This is a genomic window from Mesorhizobium sp. M0217 (genome assembly GCF_040321955.1).
Classification (GTDB): domain Bacteria; phylum Pseudomonadota; class Alphaproteobacteria; order Rhizobiales; family Rhizobiaceae; genus Mesorhizobium.
The window spans coordinates 62,214-78,806 of record NZ_JAMYSN010000022.1 but is presented as its reverse complement, the minus strand read 5'-3'; the positions used below and the strand labels follow the sequence as shown (position 1 = coordinate 78,806).

Sequence of the window (16,593 nt, the reverse complement as noted above, 5' to 3'; positions counted from 1 at the left end):
CTACCGCTCGCACGCTGAAAGCCAGCCTCCTCGTACGCATATCCACGACAAGAACACAGCTCGCCCAAGGACTTGCCATCGGCCGGCCATCATGATGCCATCTCGCCTGCGGAAGATAGCGTCGGGTTTTGGGGTAGAGAATGCTCTTTGGGCGAACGGCAGGTGCGACAGGGCGCATGTGCGCGGCAATTGCCGCAGCACTGGTGTGCCTATGCGCGTTTGGCCCCGCTTTGGCTGAAGAGCCGAAGGCGCTGAAAGGCGTCGCGCTCATCATCGGTCAGTCCGACTACCAGCATGTCGGCAAACTGCCCAATCCGGAAAACGACGCCCGCGCCATCGAGGAGATGTTCGACAGGCTCGGCTTCGAGACCAATGTCGCCACCAACCGCGACGCGCGCAAATTGCGGCGCGATCTCGAAGGCTTCGTCGACGATGCCGAGGGCGCCGATGTCGCCATCATCTACTATTCCGGCCACGGCATCGAAGCCGGCGGCGAGAATTATCTGGTCCCTGTCGATGCCGATATCTCGGCGCTCGACAATGCCGGCGAAAAGCTGGTGCCGCTGTCGTCCATCGTCGCCGAACTGAAGGCCAAGGTGCCGGTCACCATCGTTCTGCTGGACGCCTGCCGCAACGATCCGTTCCCGCCGGGCACGCTCCTGAAGCTGGCGCCGGGCGACCAAGGCAAGCCGATCGGCGCCGGCGGTCTCGGGGAAACGCGCGGCGTGGTTTCCCTGAAGGGCGGCGCCGACGCCAAGGGCTCGGTCGACGGCAGCCTCGGCCAGGTCATCGCCTTTGCCGCCGAGCCCGGCAAGGTTGCGCTGGACGGTCCGGCCGATGGCAACAGCCCCTATGCGGCAGCGATCCTGCGCCACATCGACACGATGGGCGGCGAGGAATTCGGCACCGTTCTGCGCATGATCGGCGAGGAGGTCTATCTCAAGACCAACGGCCAGCAGCGGCCCTGGGTCAATGAGAGCCTGCGCCGGCTGCTCTATTTCGGTACCCCCGCCGAGGCACCGAAAGGCGATGAGGGCGAAATCCTCAGGGAGCGGCGCCAGCTCCTGCTGACCATCTCGACGCTACCCGATCCGGAGCGCCGCCAGATCGAAACCATATCGCGTGACGGCAAGGTGCCGATGGATGGGCTTTACGCCATGCTGAAGGCGCTCGGGGTCGACATACCCAAGGATCCGGCTGAGCTCGACAAGCTGCTGCGTGGCCAGACCGAACGGCTGAAACACGTGTTGGCCGAACGCGAGACTTTGAAAAACCCGGACCCCGAAATTGCCAGGCTATCGAAACTCGCCGAACAGGCGGTTCAGGAAGGCGCGCTCGAAGCGGCGCAGAAATTCAACGAGCAGGCCAAGGCCCGCATCGGCGAACTTTCGTCTACGGTCGACCAGGCCGAGGCCGAGCTGAAGGCAAAGCGGCTCGAATTCGCAAAGGTTTTCGCCAGCAGCGCCAGAACCTACGAGATTTCCTTCAACTTCAAGGAGGCGGCTCAGGACTACGCCAAGGCCTATGAGCAGGCCGCGAAATGGAGCGACGAAGATGCGTTCTACTACAAGGCGGCAGAGGCCAACGCTCTGTCGGAACAAGGGGACTTCTCCGGCGACAATGCGTATCTCGCCCAGGCCCTGACAGCCTATGAACAGGCATTGACCTATGTCACCCGCGAAAAGTTGCCGCTGCTTTGGGCGGCCACCCAGAACAATATGGGCGCCACGCTTGCTACTTTGGGCGAACGGGAAGCCGGCCGCGACAACCTCGACAAGGCAGCTGCCGCCTATGAGCAGGCGCTGACCGTCTATACGCATGACGCCTACCCTGACGACTGGGCATCGACCTATGGCAATCTGGGCACGGTCTACTGGCGGCTCGGCCAGCGCGAGAACGGGACGGCACTGCTTGAGCGGGCAGTCGCGGCCTTCCGCTCGGCGCTCGAGGTACAGTCGTCGAAAAAACTGCCGCTTGAATGGGCGGCGACGCAGAACAATCTCGGCATCGTGCTGTCCGAGATCGGCGAACGCCAGACCACATCGGACAGTTTTCGCGCAGCGATATCGGCGCATCGCGCCGCGCTGACAGAATATCGCCGGGATCGCGTACCGCTCGACTGGGCATTGAGCCAGATCAATCTGGGTGTCGTTCTGGCGAGCCTCGGCGCGCGCGAAAAGGATGTACCGACGCTTGAGCAATCGGTCGCGGCCTTCCAGGCGGCGGCTGAGGAGATGACCAGGGAACGCGCGCCGGCGCAATGGGCGACGATCCAGAACAATTTGAGCACCGCATTCGAGTCGATCGGCGAGATCAACGGCGATATCGCCGCGTTGCAGCGCGCGCGGGAGGCGGCGGAGGCAGCGCTTTCGGTTCGGACGCGCGAGCACGCCGCGGCGAGCTGGGCGAACGGCCAGCTGACGCTGGGCAACGCCTTGCAGCGCCTCGGCGCCAAGCAGAAGAACAAGGAACTGCTGCTGCAGGCAGCCACCGCGTACCAGGCCGCTCTGTCCGAATATCCGCGTGAGAAACTGCCGCTTGACTGGGCTTCGCTGCAGCAGAATCTGGGATCGGTCAACGACACGCTCGGCGATCTCGATACGGGAACCGATTACTACATTCAGGCGGTGACCGCGTATCGTCAGGCATGGGAGGTCTATACCGCAACCGCCGCGCCGGGCGAGTTCGCTTCGATTGGTTACAGCCTTGCAGGCACGCTATCGAACTGGGGCGAACGCGCGGGGGACATCTCGACCCTGCGGCAGGCGATCGATGTCTACGGTCAGGTGCTCAGGGTTCGCACCCGCGACAAGGACCCAGCCAATTGGGCCAAGACGGAATTCCGCCTCGGCTGCGCGTTGATGATGTCAGGCAAGCTGGCCTCTGACGATCAACTGCTGCAGCAATCGGTCGACGCGCTGCGGGCGGCGCTCGACGGGCAGACGAAAGGCGGTGATGTCACGGAGATCGGCCAGACGCGGCGCGTGCTCGGCCAGACCCTGTCGATCCTGGGCGACGATACATCCAACCTGGACTTGCTGGCGCAAGCAGCCGACATGCTGGAAGCCGCGCTCCCCGCCTACTCCAAGGACGCCGACCCGGAGGAGTGGGCCAATATCAATTACGACCTCGGCTTTGCCGTCTACAGCCAGGGCCGGATTGGTGGCGACGCCACGTTCTACGCCAAGGCCGTGCAGAGCTTCGAGACGGCAGCGCGGATCTACGACGGTTTTCCCAACCGCATGCAATGGGCGCGCACCAAGGGCGATATCGGCAATGCCTTGCTGATGGCCGCGGACGGCAAGGACGTCGAGTTGCTCACCCGCGCGATTGCCGCCTATGACGCAGCGCTCAGCGTGGTAACGCGCGAGAATGCGCTGGCTGTCTGGGAGAACAATCAGAACAATCTCGCCGGCGGGCTGTCGAGTCTTGGTTACTGGGCGAACGATGTCGGCAAGCTGAAACGAGCCGCTCAGATCTACCGCGACCTCGCCACGGTGCGAACGATCGCCCGCGATCCCGATCTCTGGATCACCAACCAGACCAGTCTCGCGCAGACGCTGAGCATGATCGCGGCCCGCGAGCCTTCGGCTGAATTGTACGAGGAGGCGATTGTCGTCAACCGGGCGCTTGCCGAGCAGCTCGGTCGCGACCGCGATCCCGAACGTTGGGCCAATGCGCGCAACGAGATGGGCTATGCCTTGACCATGGCCGGCCGCGCCGAAAACAATGTCGCGCATTTCGAGGAGGCGGTGTTGGTCCTGCGCGAGGCGATCGTGGTGCAAAAGAAGATCAATTCGGTGCCGGCTGTCGCCTTCACGCAGGACAGCCTGTGCGACGTGCTGGTCGATCTGGGCGCCGCCCACAAGGACAAGGCGATGGCACAGGAAGCGATCGCCGCATGCCAGGACGCGCTCGTCATCTTCCGTGACAAGAAGATGGACGATCTCGCCGCCGGTTCCGAAAAGAACCTCGCCGAGGCACAGGCGTTGCTGGCCGAGTTGCATTAATCCGAGCCCGCGCTATGCGGGCGAATGGTGGGCACGCCAGCGTTCACGCTGTTGCGCAAGCAGATGTCACCGGCTCGCCATGGCATGACAGAGATGCGATGTGGCAGTATCGGCTTGTGCGCCGGTCGCCACCCGTCATTCAGGACGACAGGTAATCATATTCCGTTGGAGCGCCAGATGACCCTATTCACCCGCCGCGGGCTTCTGAAAACGGCTGCGGTTGCCGGCGGTGGCGGCGTCGGGCTGGCAGCAATGACCAGGCTCAGCGGTTGGGCAGCTGTCACACCTGAGCCGGTGGTGCTCAAGACGGCAAAGATCCAGGCCAGGTTCATGGATGCGGGCGAGACCCGGGATGTCCTGACGTATGGTGAATCAGGCATGCCGCCTGTACTGCGGATGAAAAAAGGCGAGCCCTTTGCCGCGCGTCTCGTCAACGCCATCGACGACCCGACGACCATCCATTGGCACGGCATTCGCGTTCCAAACAAGATGGACGGTGTTCCCTTCCTAGTTCAGCCTTACGTCTATACCGGCGATCATTTCGACTACGCCTTCACCCCGCCCGACGCCGGCACGTTCTGGTATCACCCGCATTGCAACACGCTGGAGCAGATGGGCCATGGCCTCACCGGCGTGATCGTGGTCGAGAACCCCAACGATCCAAAATTCGACGCCGAAGCCGTCGTCAACCTGCGCGACTGGCGCCTCGGCGACGACGCGCAGTTCATCCAGCAATTCCGGCCGCGCGATGCCGCAAAAACCGGAACCTATGGCACGGTGCGCACCGCCAACTGGCTCGACCAGCCGCAATTCGACGCGCCGGCCGGCGGGTTGGTGCGGCTGCGGGTCGCCATCACCGATGTCACCCGCATCTACGCCTTTCGCGTCGAGGGTGGGGAGGCCGCGGTCATCGCGCTGGACGGCAATCCGGTGCCGCAGCGTTTTGCGCCCGATGCCTTGCTGCTCGGACCGGGGCAGCGCATGGAGCTCGCCATCCGCATGCCTGACCAGGAGGGCGCGATCGTCAGCCTGGGCGACATCAGGGGCACCAAACCCAAGGTCCTCGCCACCTTGCGCGCCACCGGCAGCTCGCTCAAGCGCGACCTGCGCGGCCTCGCACCGCTGGAAGCCAACCCGGTGCCGGAGGTGGATCTCGCCAGCGCGAAACACATAGCGCTCTCGCTCAGCGCCACGGCGGAAAACGTGCCGAGCGACAGCATATGCGGCACGCTAGGCTACTCCTTCTGGGCCATCAACAAGGTACCGTGGCCGGGCGACACGCCGGACCCGACCGCGCCTTTGGCCGAGCTGAAGCTCGGCAAAAGCTATGTCATCGACATGGAGAATTTGACGCCGCAATCGCATCCCATGCATCTGCACGGCATGAGCTTCAAGGTGCTGTCGTCTTCGACGCGCCAGGTTCAGCCGGTCATCTCCGACACCTATCTCATGCAGCCCAACGAGAAGGTTCAGCTTGGTTTCGTTGCGGACAATCCCGGCGACTGGCTGCTGCACTGCCACATCATCGAACATCAGAAAACCGGCATGACGAGCTATATCAGGGTGGTTTGACGCCGAGGCGGGTCAATCAGCCTCTACCGGGGTTGGCCTCACCTGCCGGGCCTGTTGTCGGAGAAATTGCCGCCGTCCGCTGGTTTCGTTGGCAAAGCGGGGCCGTTCCCTGCTATTCCCGCCTGCAATCAAGAAGCCGTGGACACGCTTGCATGACCAATGTCGCCCTGACCGGACTGGCCCGCGATCTCGCCAGGCGCGCCGCCGAGGGCCGCCCGGTGCGCATCGGCGTCATCGGCTCCGGCGAAATGGGCACCGACCTGGTCACGCAAGGCATGCTGATGCCCGGCATCTCGGTCGCGGCCATCTCGACACGCCGCCCGCACACCGCCCGTGACGCCATCCGCATCGCCTATGGCGATGAGGCGATGGCGGTCGAGGCGGACAGGGGCTCGAAAGTCACCGCGGCGATCGAGGCGGGCAAAATCGCCATTACCACGAACGAGATGCTGGTCACCAATCCGCTGATCGACGTCGTGATAGACGCCACCGGCAAGCCTGGTGTCGCCGCCGATTTCGACTTGAAGGCGATGGAGCACGGCAAGCACCTGGTGATGATGAATGTCGAGGCCGACGTCACGATCGGCTGCTACCTCAAGCAGCAGGCAGACCGGCTCGGCGTCGTCTATTCGGTCGGCGCCGGCGACGAGCCGTCGAGCTGCATGGAGCTGATCGAGTTTGCCTCCGCGCTCGGCTACACCATCGTCTCGGCTGGCAAGGGCAAGAACAACCCGCTCAACCACGATGCCGTTCCGGATGACTATCGCGAGGAAGCCCTTCGCCGCAACATGAACCCGCGCATGCTGGTCGAGTTCGTAGACGGCTCGAAAACCATGGTCGAGATGTGCGCCATCGCCAACGCCACCGGGCTGGTGCCCGATGTGCCGGGCATGCACGGGCCCAAGGCCGACCGCGACCAGCTGGCCCAGGTGCTGATACCGCGCGCCGATGGCGGCATCCTGTCGAAGAAGGGTGTTGTCGACTACACGATCGGCAAGGGTGTGGCGCCGGGCGTGTTCGTCATCGTCGAGGCGACGCATCCGCGCATCGTCGAGCGCATGGACGATCTGCATATCGGCCACGGCCCCTATTACAGCTTCTTCCGGCCCTACCATCTGACCTCGCTGGAAGTGCCGCTGACGGCAGCGCGTATCATGCTCTACGGCCGCCCCGACATGGTGCCGCTGCCGAAGCCGGTGGCCGAGGTCTGCGCGGTCGCCAAGCGCGATCTCGCCATGGGCGAGACCTTCGATGCCATCGGTGAGACCTGCTACCGCTCCTGGACAATGACCGTCGAAGAGGCCCGCGCCGTCAGCGCCGTCGCGGTCGGCCTGCTCGAAGGCGGCAAGGTGCTGAAGCCGGTCAGGAAGGGCGAGCTCATCACCACCGACAACGCCACACCCGACCGCACGACCAGGCTGTCCGCTTTGCGCAAGCTGCAGGATGAGATGCTGTACGGGAGCTGAGATTGGATGACAGGCCAGTCGGGCTGGCCTTGTCATGACAACTCCCTATGTTGTAGTGGCACCGAACGGAGGCTTCCAGGATGAATCTCCAGATCAGAGACCCGCGCGCCCGTGACCTCGCCCGGCAGCTTGCCGAAAAGCGAAAGATTTCAATGACCGAGGCGGTGATCGAAGCGCTCGAATCCGAGCTTCAGCGCGAACGTGAACGAGTTCCGCTGGCTGAGCGGCTGGCCGCCATATCGAACGATCTGAAGGCCAAGGCGGGAAGCGGCGGCAGGGATTTGACTAAGGATGAGATCGACGAGATGTGGGGACATTCCTGATGTTCATCGAAACCTCGGTGGTGATCGCTGTCCTCGCCGGAGAGGAAGACGCCGCCGATTGGAGTCGCCGGATCGGGCAGGCCTCGATACGGATCACATCTCCGCTGGTCGTGCTCGAAGCGGCGATGCGGCTTTCATCGAAGTTGGTGGTGGAGCCGCTCTTCGCCGAAAAGGCGATAGAGGAGTTCCTGCGTGAGGCCGAGATCGAGGTGGTTCCGATCGAAATCGGTGATGCCAAGCTCGCGATCCAGGCTTTTTCGAACTATGGCAAAGGTCGCGGCCACCCGGCTCAGCTCAATCTCGCTGACTGCCTGTCATATGCCTCGGCAAAAAGCCGTGGGATGCCCTTGCTCTACAAAGGGAAAGACTTTTCCCACACCGATCTGGCCTGATCCTACTCCCCCAGTTCACGGTTCGGCCAGCAGCTTCGTCAGCCGCTCCCGCCCAGCAGGCCAAATGCTGCCGCGGTTGCGCCATGGGGCTTTTGACCTGCTCGCGCAACACGCCTGGTCATTGCGCTCGTGCTGACGGCGCAGACCCATCGGCTGCCATTGTATGATCCATTCATACAGTCTGTCTCTTTGATCCGGGTTTTTCAAACGATGCCGAGATGCCAATCTCCGAACGATCAGTTGAACCCCCATTGAGGATTGAAATCTTGCAAACCATTTGGACAAGACGCGAGACGATGAAAACCCTTCTGGCAACGGGCATGGTTGCCATGCTTCAGCCTCTGGCTTTTGCAGCCAGGGCCGCCGCCAAGCTGGAATGGACCTATTTTCAGGCTGACGAGAATGGTTTCCGCCGCACGCCGGTGCTGCTGACCGGGGAAAAAGAAGCCATCCTCCTCGACGGCGGATTTACCCTGTCCGATGGCCGTGCGGTCGCGGATGCGATCAAGGCGACGGGCAAGACCCTGACGACGATCTATGTCAGTTGCAGCGACCCTGACTATTATTTTGGCCTGCGTCCCGTCGCGGATGCTTTCCCCGGCGCCAAGATCATCGCGGCCGCTGCGACGGTGGCGGCCATCAAAGCCAATGTGCAAGCCAAGCTGGATGTCTGGGGCCCGCAGCTCAAGGACAATGGACCGAAGGTCCTGGCGGATGTCGTCATTCCCGAGGCATCCGATATCACCTCACTTGAAGTCGAAGGAAACAAGATCGAGATCGTCACCGTCGCCGATCTGAAAGACCGCCGCTATCTCTGGGTGCCCAGCCTTGAAGCGGTGTTCGGCGGCGTGCTGATCTCGTCCGGCGTACATGTCTGGGTTGCCGACGAGCCAACCGTAGACGACCGCAAGAAATGGATTGCCGCGCTCAACGAAATCGCGTCCCGCAAACCCAACATCGTGGTGCCGTCCCATCAGGTAGCCGGTGCACCGGACGGTCTGGCGGCCGTGGAATTCACCCGCGCCTACCTCGAAGCTTTCAATAAGGAAGCCGAAAAAGCGAAATCCAGCGTCGAGCTGATTGCAGCGATGAAGCGGCGCTATCCTGATCTTCTTGACGTCTCGTCGCTGGAACTGGGAGCAAAGGTCGCCAAGGGTGAAATGAAGTGGGGCTGATACGGTTGGCCCGGGGCTAAGGCAGGAGCACACGGGCCACCTACAGCCCTGACGTATCGCGAACGGTTTACTTCCCCAATTCCACCGACCGCAGCCGCGCGGCTTCCACCGCCTCGGTCAGCAGCTTCATCAGCCGGTCTTCGCCCATCAGCACGGCAAGGGCGGCTGCCGTGGTTCCGTTGGGGCTGGTCACCTGCTGGCGCAGGACGCCGGGCTTCTCGCCGCTTTCGGCAGCGAGTGCAGCAGCGCCATAGACGGTCTGCATGGCCAGCAGCCTGGCGGTCTCGACCGGCAGCCCGGCCTTCTCGGCTGCAACCGTAAGCGCCTCGATGAAATGGAAGATGTAGGCCGGACCGGACCCCGAAACCGCCGTCACCGCGTCCATCAGGCCTTCGTCGTCGATCGTCGTCACCACACCGCTCGCCGACAGCAGCTCGGCAACGAAACGCCTGATGTCGTCGGTCACCAGCGGGTTGGAATAGACCACCATCATGCCCTTGCCGATCGCGGCCGGCGTGTTGGGCATGCAGCGGATAACAGGCGCGAGATGGCCGAGTATGTGCTCGAAGGTGGCGACCGGCGTGCCCGCGGCGATGCTGACGAAGGTGGTCCTGCCGTCGCCGAAGCGCTTATAGGCGGCGGCGACGTCGCGGATCACCTGCGGCTTGACGGCGATGACGACGAGGTCGGGCTCTGCGTCGGCGGGGATCCCGTTCGCGTCCGCGGCGACACTGCAACCGAGGTGCTCGGCGCGCTTGCGCAATTCGGCATTGGGCTCGACCACGAACACGGCTTGCGGGGCAAGCTTGCCGGATTTCAGCCAGCCCGCAAGCATGGCGTAACCCATATTGCCGCAACCGGCGAGAACAAGCCTGATCGTCATTGAGAGCCCTCCGAGACAAGGGTTCTCCTTAGACGCTAGCGGGCAGACGGGAAAGCCCTTCAAGGGGTGCTGGATCAGGCCAGCCGGTCAAGGTCGCCGGCGCACCGCGATCGGCCGAAGCGACACTTGCTGCAAGCCAAGCACGCCGAGCACGAAGAACAGCCACACCGGGTCGCCGCGATGGAAGAAGAAGCTTTCCAGGAACGCGTTCAGCGCCGTGAACAGCACCACCATCATGAAGAAGTCACCGAGATAGATGTTCTCCTTGCGCGGCGGGATGCGCATGTAGTCGCGCAGCGGCGCGATCAGGAAAGTGTAGACGGCAACGCACAGCGCCGGGATGCCCATCAGCACCGCAATGTCGAGATAGCCGTCATGGCCATGCACGATCGTCCGGATGTCCCAGGCCCGGTCGAAGGGCTGGTCCTGGCTGAGCAGCAGCGGCGTGCCCCAGAAGCTTTCATAGCCGTAGCCGGTCCAGGGCTTCTTCGCCAGCATCTCGCCGGAGAACTCCCACAGCGTCGCGCGCCCGGTATAGGTGAGGTCGGGGAAATAGGTGGCCGCCAGCTCCTTCACCGGCGGGATGAAGACGATGCCTAAGGTGCCGATGGCCGTCGCAATGATCGCCAGTGCAAACAGGACCGGCGTGCCGAACCGCATGCCGATCAGGCTCGGCAGCACGACGATCAGGATCGAGAACGGCACCAGGCCGGCCGTCGTCTTGGAGCCGGTGTGCAGCATGAAGATCATCGCCGCGCCGAAGATCGCCACGCCCCAGAATTTCTGGCTGCGCCGGAAGAGATAGAGGCCGGCGAAGCTGAAGCAGGCCATGATTGGTCCGGCAATGTTCTTGTGGGCGAACACACCACGCCACAGGCCGGCATGTTCGGGCTCCTGCGAATCGGCCGTATGCAGGGCCTCATGCGGAAAGACGATGAGGCCGATATAGGACAGGCCGATAACGACGATCGCGCAGAATATGATGACTTTCGAAAAACTGTCGGCGTCGCGCGGCAGCACCAGGACCGTCGCTATCGTCAAAACGCCAAGCAGCGTGAAGAAGGCCGCGCGCATGGCCGAGGACGGGTCGGTCGCGTTGATGACCGAAAGCATGAAAAAGCCGAGCATCAGAATCCAGGACGGGCTGAGCAGCGAGCGCACCACCTTGGGGTCGGCGAACGTCAGCAGTGAGAAGATCGAAATGGCGCCGAGCGAACTGAAGCCGAGCTGGTTGACGATGTCGCCGCCGTCGCCGGTCAGTTCCGCGCCTGCCGGCTGAAACGGCCGGAACGACACGATGACGACGGCAAACAACAGCGCGGCAATCGCCGTCGCCACGCCGTCGCGGGTGACGATGCCGCCCAGCAGCAGCTCGTCAGTTCTTCTCAGGCTGCCTGTATTGCTCATTGGCGTATCCAAATTCGGCAAGCACGCGGCCGAGCGAGACATAGACGGGGTAAAGCGCCGTCGACAGCGATCCTGTCCGCGCCAATTTGATTGCGCCGCGCACGGGCGAGGCTATCAGCAGCGCCAGGCTTTTTGCAAACACCTTGGCGCCGGCGAATGGCGTGCCGGCGCGCTTCTTCTTTTCGACCAGCGTCGAGATTACACCGTTGCGTAAGGATCGGGCGCGGATCCAGTCAGCCTCGATGCGCCGGGCTGGAACGCCTTCGCGCACCTTTGCCTCGGCGCACCAGCCAAGCACGAAACCTTTCTGCGCCGAGCGGCTGAGGAAGTCGGAATCGCCGCCGCCCATGAAGTTGAACCGCAGGTCGAGGAAGGGCGGCCCCATGATGGTGAGCACATTGCGTCCGACCAGAAGGTTGCCCGAGGAATAGAGTGCGGCCACGCGCCCGGTCTGGCGATAGGGCGGCGCAAACACCGGGTGCTCGGCCCATTTGGCGTGAGCAGGATCGGTAAACACCGGCACTTGCGGGCCACCGACAATGTCGGCGCCAAGCGTCTCCGCCGTCTTGCACATGCGCTCCAGCCAGTCCGCGTCGGCGATCTCGTCATCGTCGATGACCAGCAGGTGGCGGAAATCCGGAAAATGCAGGATCGCCGTCTGCCAGCCGGCATTGTAGGCACTGCAATTGCCCCGCTCATGCGCGATGATGACCATGCCTTTCATATCGTCGCGTTCGAACAGCGGCACGGCCGCCTTGGCGCCCTCACGCGCCTTGGCTTCGTTTTCGATGACGATGACGGCGAAGCGCCGGCTGGTTTGCTGTGCCTTCAGCGACGCCAGCGTTTCCAGCAGCAGTTGCGGCCGCTTGAAGGTCGGCAGCGTGACGACGGCAGCGATCGTCTCTGCGGCGAGCCCCGGAGAGCGTCCCGCAATCGATACCGAACCGTCCGATGGCAAAGGGATCATCCGCTCCAGCCGCATGTTTTGAATCTGACTTTTTGATAACACCGCGACGATAACGTTTCGTTAATCACCTTTCGCAGCGGCGCCTGCTGGTCCGCGCCTTTCAGCCGTTGCGTCGCATGATTTAATCAAGGGTTCACCCAGCTTTGCTAGTGGCTGACGCCTGGATAGGTGAGATGCATCTGCTGTTCGCCACATCGATCGTGCCCGACGGCGCTCTCGCTTCGGGCTATGAGATCGCCAACGCTGCGATCATCGCCGCCTTGCGGCGCGCCGGCGTGCGCGTCACCGTCATCGGCTTCATCTGGCCGGGCAAGGCGCCCAGCGACCCCGAAAACACCATCGTGCTCGGCGCCGTCGACGTGCGCACGGAAAGCGCCTCGGCGCGGCAGAAGCTCGCCTGGCTTGGCAAGGCGGTGCTGTCAGGGCTCACCTTCGCTTCCGTGAAGCTGCGCGCGGTTTCCGACAGCGAAGTCCGTGCCGCGATCGAGCGCGCCGGTCCCTTCGACGGCTATGTCCTGAATTCGGTGCAGTTCGCCGGCGCCTTTGAAAAACTGTTCGCCGACCGTCCCTCGATTTTCGTCGCCCACAATGTCGAACATGGTTCGGCCAAAGAGAATGCGGCAGCAGCAAACAGTCGCTTCCAGCGCCTGCTGTTTGCCCGCGAGGCCAGGCTGCTCAAGACCATGGAGGAGCGGCTCTGCCGCCGGGCTCGCTTCGTCTTCACGCTGGCCGAGGAAGACCGCGCCGCACTCGGCGTTGCCAGCGACGACCGCTCGGCGGTGCTGCCGCTGGTGACCACTGCCACGGCCCCAAAGCCGGTCAAGCCGCGCCGCATCGATTGCGACGCGGCGCTGATCGGCACTTGGACCTGGCAGCCGAACCGCATCGGCCTCGACTGGTTCCTGGAAAAAGTCGTGCCGCATCTTCGCCGGAGCTTTCGCATCAGGGTCGCCGGCAACATGCCGTCGGATATCACCTCTGCCCATCCCGGTGTCGAATTTGTCGGCCGCGTGTCCGACGCCCAGAATTTCGTGCGCGGCGCCGCCGTCATTCCACTGATCAGCACCGCGGGCAGCGGCGTTCAGCTCAAGACCATCGAAACCTTCGAGCTCGGCCTGCCGTCGGTCGCCACCAGCCGTTCGCTGCGCGGCATCGATCATCGCCCGGCAAATTGCTTCGTCACCGACGATCCGGCCGCCTTCGCCGGCGCGCTGGAGGCAGCGGCGGCCGATGTCAAGGATGTCGATGGCAGCGCCTTTCACCGCCGGCAGATCAAGGCACTGGATGCCGCCATCAGGCTCGGCCTGGAAAAGCTCGGGTCGGTGGGGGAGGAGGTGTTTGCATGAACATGCACACCGCCCGCGCCGCCTTCGGGCTCGATACGCTGAAGACGATCCTTGGCATTTCGGTCCTTGCCATCGGCTGGGATGACGCGATCGCGCTGCTCGCTCGTCTGATTGCCGAGCGGCGCTTCACCAAGGTCAGTTTTCTCAACGCTCACAACGCCAACATCGCCTCTACCGATCCGGTCTTTGCCGAGGCGCTCGACGATTTCCTCATCCTGCCTGACGGCGTTGGCGTCGATCTGGCGGCAAAGCTGCTCTACGGCGCGCCGTTCCCGGACAATCTCAACGGCACTGATCTCATTCCGGCCTTTCTGCAGGCATCGGCGAGGCCGCTGACCGTCGGGTTGCTTGGCGCCACCCGCGCCAACGCCGAGGCGGCGTCGGTCAGGCTAGCCGCTCTGGCGGTGCAGCACGAATTCGTCGTCATCCATGACGGCTATTTCTCCCCCGCCGAAGAGCAGGCGATCGTCGATCGCATCGAGGCATTGCGGCCCGACGTGCTGCTTGTGGCCATGGGCGTGCCGCGCCAGGAATTGTGGATCGCCCGTCATATCGATGCCCGCCACTGCACGCTGCCGATCGCCGTCGGCGCGCTGCTCGATTTTCTCTCCGGCACGGTGCCGCGGGCGCCTCTGTGGATGCGCCAGCTGAGGCTCGAATGGTTGTTCCGTCTGTGCATCGAGCCCGGCCGGCTGTGGCGCCGCTACGTCGTCGGCAATCCGGTGTTCCTGCTGCGTGTCGTCAGGCAGAAATTCTCGCGTCGGCCCGAGCCCGCCGGAGAGTTGCGGTGAACAGCCGCGTCGTGCCGAGCCCTGCAGCCGAGACCGGTGCCCTGCCGCAAACGCCGACGGCGGCGGTGGTGACCGCCAGCTATGCGCCGGATTTCGAACGCTGCCGCCTGTTGTGCGAGACCCTCGACCGCCATGTCTCCGGCTTGGCGCATCATTACATTCTGGTCGAGCACCGCGACGTGGCGCTGTTTCGCCAGTTGGAAAACGACCGCCGCAGCGTTGTCGACGAGCGCGACCTGCTGCCGCGCTGGCTGCGTGTGTTCGACGATCCGATGAGCCTCTTTCGCCGTCGCATCTGGCTCAGTCTCAAGACCCAGCCGCTGCGCGGCTGGCATGTGCAGCAGCTGCGCCGCATCGCCATCGCTGCGCATGCTGGAGAAGACGTGCTGGTCTTCTGCGATTCCGACGTCGCCTTCCTCAAGCCATTCGATCTGAGCGCCTTCTGGCGCGACGGCAAGGTGCGGCTGTTCCGGCGCGACGGCGTGCTGTCGAGCGACGGTCACGACGAGCATCGCATCTGGTCGCGCAATGCGGCCTCGGCGATTGGTATCGATGCATCCGAGGTTTCGAACCACGACTATATTTCGACGCTGATCGCCTGGCGCCGTCAGACCGTGACGGCGATGTGCGCCGAGATCGAGAAGGTGCACGCGCGCGGCTGGGTCGAGGTCATCGCTTCAGTGCGCCGGTTCTCCGAATGCATGATCTATGGCCGCTATGTCGACGATGTGCTGGGGGGCGCCGGCCATTTCCACGGCTCGGAGGAATTCTGCCGCGTGCACTGGACCGGGGAGGCGCTGTCGGATGACGAATTCCGCAGCTTCGTCGCCGCTATGGCACCGGGGCAGGTGGCGATCGGCATGCAATCCTTCATCGGCACCGATATCGGCCGCATCCGCCGCCTGATCGGATTGGCTTAGATTGCCTTGGCGGGCTTGCGCAGCGCCGAATAGGTTAGCAGCGCCGAGGCGAGATAGAGCAGCAGGAAGACGACATTGAGCGATACGACAAGCCTGGGCGTGTCGGCAATCGTGGTCAGCACATAGGTCAACAGCACCGCCTTCAGCCCCGCCAGCAGGCCGAGGTTGAGCGCCCTGAGCGCGGTCTGGCCGCGCGCGAACAGCAGCTCGGCCTGGTATTCGACCAGGTTGCGCAGTCCCGGCACGCCGATTGCCAACGCCACCAAGGGCGCCGCCTCGGCGACATTCCGGCCAAGTGCATTGGGGAAGAAATGCAGCACGATGCCGAGTGCGGCCAGTGCCAATGTCGACACCAGGAACACGCCGGCTTCGATACCGCTCTTGACCCGCAGTCGCGACAACAGCTCCGGCGCCCGCATCATCCTCTGCACCAGCATCATCGAGAAGGTGCGGATCGGGATTGCCGTCAGGTCGACCAGCCGCATGATGATGGCATAGATGCCGGCCAGATGCGGCCCGCCGATCGCCAGCACGAGCAGCTTGTCGAATTCCGACTGCAGGTAGAACAGCACTTCGGCTCCTGCAACATAGATCGAATCGGCAAGCCGCCTGAGATAGAGCTCGGTGCGCAGCCTCAGCCGCTGGCGTGGATAATAGAAGCCGAAGGCCAGCAGCAGCGAGGCGGCGTTGGCGCCGATGTAGAACAACGACCAGATCCAGACGCTGTGCTGGCCCGATAGCATGAACAGCACGGCGCCCAGCGCGCGGAACGCCGTGGCCACGATCGACAGCACGGCGGCGCGGCCGAATTTGCCGAGCCCGTTGTTGACGATCAGCACCACCTCGACCGGCCGCCACAAAAGCGCCTCTGCAAAGACGATTGCGGCAAAGACGGCCAGCGGAACGGTGCTGGCGAAGAAGATCAGGTAGACGCCCCAGGAGGCCGCCGCCAGCAGTGGTAAGGACACGGCGCCAAGCAAAAGGAAGCCGGCGGTGAAGGTGCCGATCAGATTGGGGCGGATGGTGGCTGTGCGGTAAAGCGCCGAGATGAAGCCGAAAGCGAGGATGCGCGACAGCATGACGCCGGCCGCCGAGGCGGTGGCGAACATGCCGAACTCGGCAATCGACAGCGTGTTGGCAAGTGCGATGAAATAGGCAAGCGAGAACACCAGCCGCCCGCCGGCGCCGCTGATGGCTGAAAGATAGTCGCGAACCAGCCCCCGTCTTTCGGCGAGGAAGGTGCCGATGCGGGCGAGTGTCCGCCTTTGCGGTATGTCGCTGGCCTGCGTCATATCGAGGAAAGCCGTAAGCCGCAAAGCTTAACGTGCGGTTCTGACGCCA

13 protein-coding genes are annotated in these 16,593 nt (G+C 63.5%); 9 read left to right on the top strand and 4 right to left on the bottom strand.

Annotated features, from left to right (window positions below; translation table 11 throughout):
• The first annotated feature begins 176 nt into the window (after positions 1–176).
• The 6 genes from NKJ18_RS26025 to NKJ18_RS26000 all read left to right on the top strand — a co-directional run bounded on the left by NKJ18_RS26025 (position 177) and on the right by NKJ18_RS26000 (position 8,938).
• Complete coding sequence (locus tag NKJ18_RS26025; protein ID WP_352760390.1) at positions 177–4,010, top strand: caspase family protein; 3,834 nt, start codon at positions 177–179, stop codon at positions 4,008–4,010.
• A 177-nt stretch (positions 4,011–4,187) separates the two neighbouring features.
• A complete protein-coding gene (locus tag NKJ18_RS26020) occupies positions 4,188–5,582 on the top strand; it encodes a multicopper oxidase family protein (protein ID WP_352760387.1) in 1,395 nt (464 codons plus the stop codon).
• Between the two features lie 152 nt (positions 5,583–5,734).
• Positions 5,735–7,048, top strand: a complete 1,314-nt coding sequence (locus NKJ18_RS26015) for an NAD(P)H-dependent oxidoreductase (RefSeq protein ID WP_352760385.1) — start codon at positions 5,735–5,737, stop codon at positions 7,046–7,048.
• 80 nt (positions 7,049–7,128) lie between these two features.
• A complete protein-coding gene (locus tag NKJ18_RS26010) occupies positions 7,129–7,371 on the top strand; it encodes a type II toxin-antitoxin system VapB family antitoxin (RefSeq protein WP_023669292.1) in 243 nt (80 codons plus the stop codon).
• Positions 7,371–7,763 carry a type II toxin-antitoxin system VapC family toxin gene (locus NKJ18_RS26005; protein ID WP_023747214.1) on the top strand — a complete coding sequence of 131 codons (393 nt, stop codon included), beginning with the start codon at positions 7,371–7,373 and terminating at the stop codon, positions 7,761–7,763. Before NKJ18_RS26010 ends, NKJ18_RS26005 begins: the two co-directional genes overlap by 1 nt.
• A gap of 275 nt (positions 7,764–8,038) precedes the next feature.
• On the top strand, positions 8,039–8,938 hold the full coding sequence (locus tag NKJ18_RS26000) for an MBL fold metallo-hydrolase (RefSeq protein ID WP_023727778.1): 900 nt from the start codon (positions 8,039–8,041) through the stop codon (positions 8,936–8,938).
• 67 nt (positions 8,939–9,005) lie between these two features.
• On the opposite strand, the gene proC is transcribed toward NKJ18_RS26000, so the two are convergent.
• The 3 genes from proC to NKJ18_RS25985 all read right to left on the bottom strand — a co-directional run bounded on the left by proC (position 9,006) and on the right by NKJ18_RS25985 (position 12,195).
• Complete coding sequence (gene proC, locus NKJ18_RS25995) at positions 9,006–9,821, bottom strand: pyrroline-5-carboxylate reductase (protein WP_352760382.1); 816 nt, start codon at positions 9,819–9,821, stop codon at positions 9,006–9,008.
• A gap of 87 nt (positions 9,822–9,908) precedes the next feature.
• A complete protein-coding gene (locus tag NKJ18_RS25990; protein ID WP_023669295.1) occupies positions 9,909–11,228 on the bottom strand; it encodes an O-antigen ligase family protein in 1,320 nt (439 codons plus the stop codon).
• The gene (locus NKJ18_RS25985) at positions 11,197–12,195 is read right to left on the bottom strand and encodes a glycosyltransferase family 2 protein (protein WP_023669296.1); all 999 of its coding nucleotides are present in this window, start codon (positions 12,193–12,195) and stop codon (positions 11,197–11,199) included. Before NKJ18_RS25985 ends, NKJ18_RS25990 begins: the two co-directional genes overlap by 32 nt.
• A 173-nt stretch (positions 12,196–12,368) precedes the next feature.
• On the opposite strand from NKJ18_RS25985, the gene NKJ18_RS25980 reads away from it, so the two are divergent.
• Genes NKJ18_RS25980 through NKJ18_RS25970 form a run of 3 tightly spaced genes read left to right on the top strand, consistent with a single transcriptional unit; the run spans position 12,369 to position 15,252 of the window.
• Complete coding sequence (locus tag NKJ18_RS25980) at positions 12,369–13,541, top strand: glycosyltransferase (protein WP_023669297.1); 1,173 nt, start codon at positions 12,369–12,371, stop codon at positions 13,539–13,541.
• Positions 13,538–14,332, top strand: a complete 795-nt coding sequence (locus NKJ18_RS25975; protein WP_023669298.1) for a WecB/TagA/CpsF family glycosyltransferase — start codon at positions 13,538–13,540, stop codon at positions 14,330–14,332. The genes NKJ18_RS25980 and NKJ18_RS25975 overlap by 4 nt, the downstream gene beginning before the upstream one ends.
• Positions 14,329–15,252 (top strand): DUF6492 family protein, encoded by a 924-nt coding sequence (locus tag NKJ18_RS25970; RefSeq protein WP_023669299.1) that lies wholly within the window; start codon positions 14,329–14,331, stop codon positions 15,250–15,252. The genes NKJ18_RS25975 and NKJ18_RS25970 overlap by 4 nt, the downstream gene beginning before the upstream one ends.
• Here NKJ18_RS25970 and NKJ18_RS25965 read toward each other — a convergent pair.
• Positions 15,249–16,544 (bottom strand): lipopolysaccharide biosynthesis protein, encoded by a 1,296-nt coding sequence (locus tag NKJ18_RS25965; protein ID WP_023669300.1) that lies wholly within the window; start codon positions 16,542–16,544, stop codon positions 15,249–15,251. The genes NKJ18_RS25970 and NKJ18_RS25965 overlap by 4 nt on opposite strands.
• Positions 16,545–16,593 lie beyond the last annotated feature (49 nt).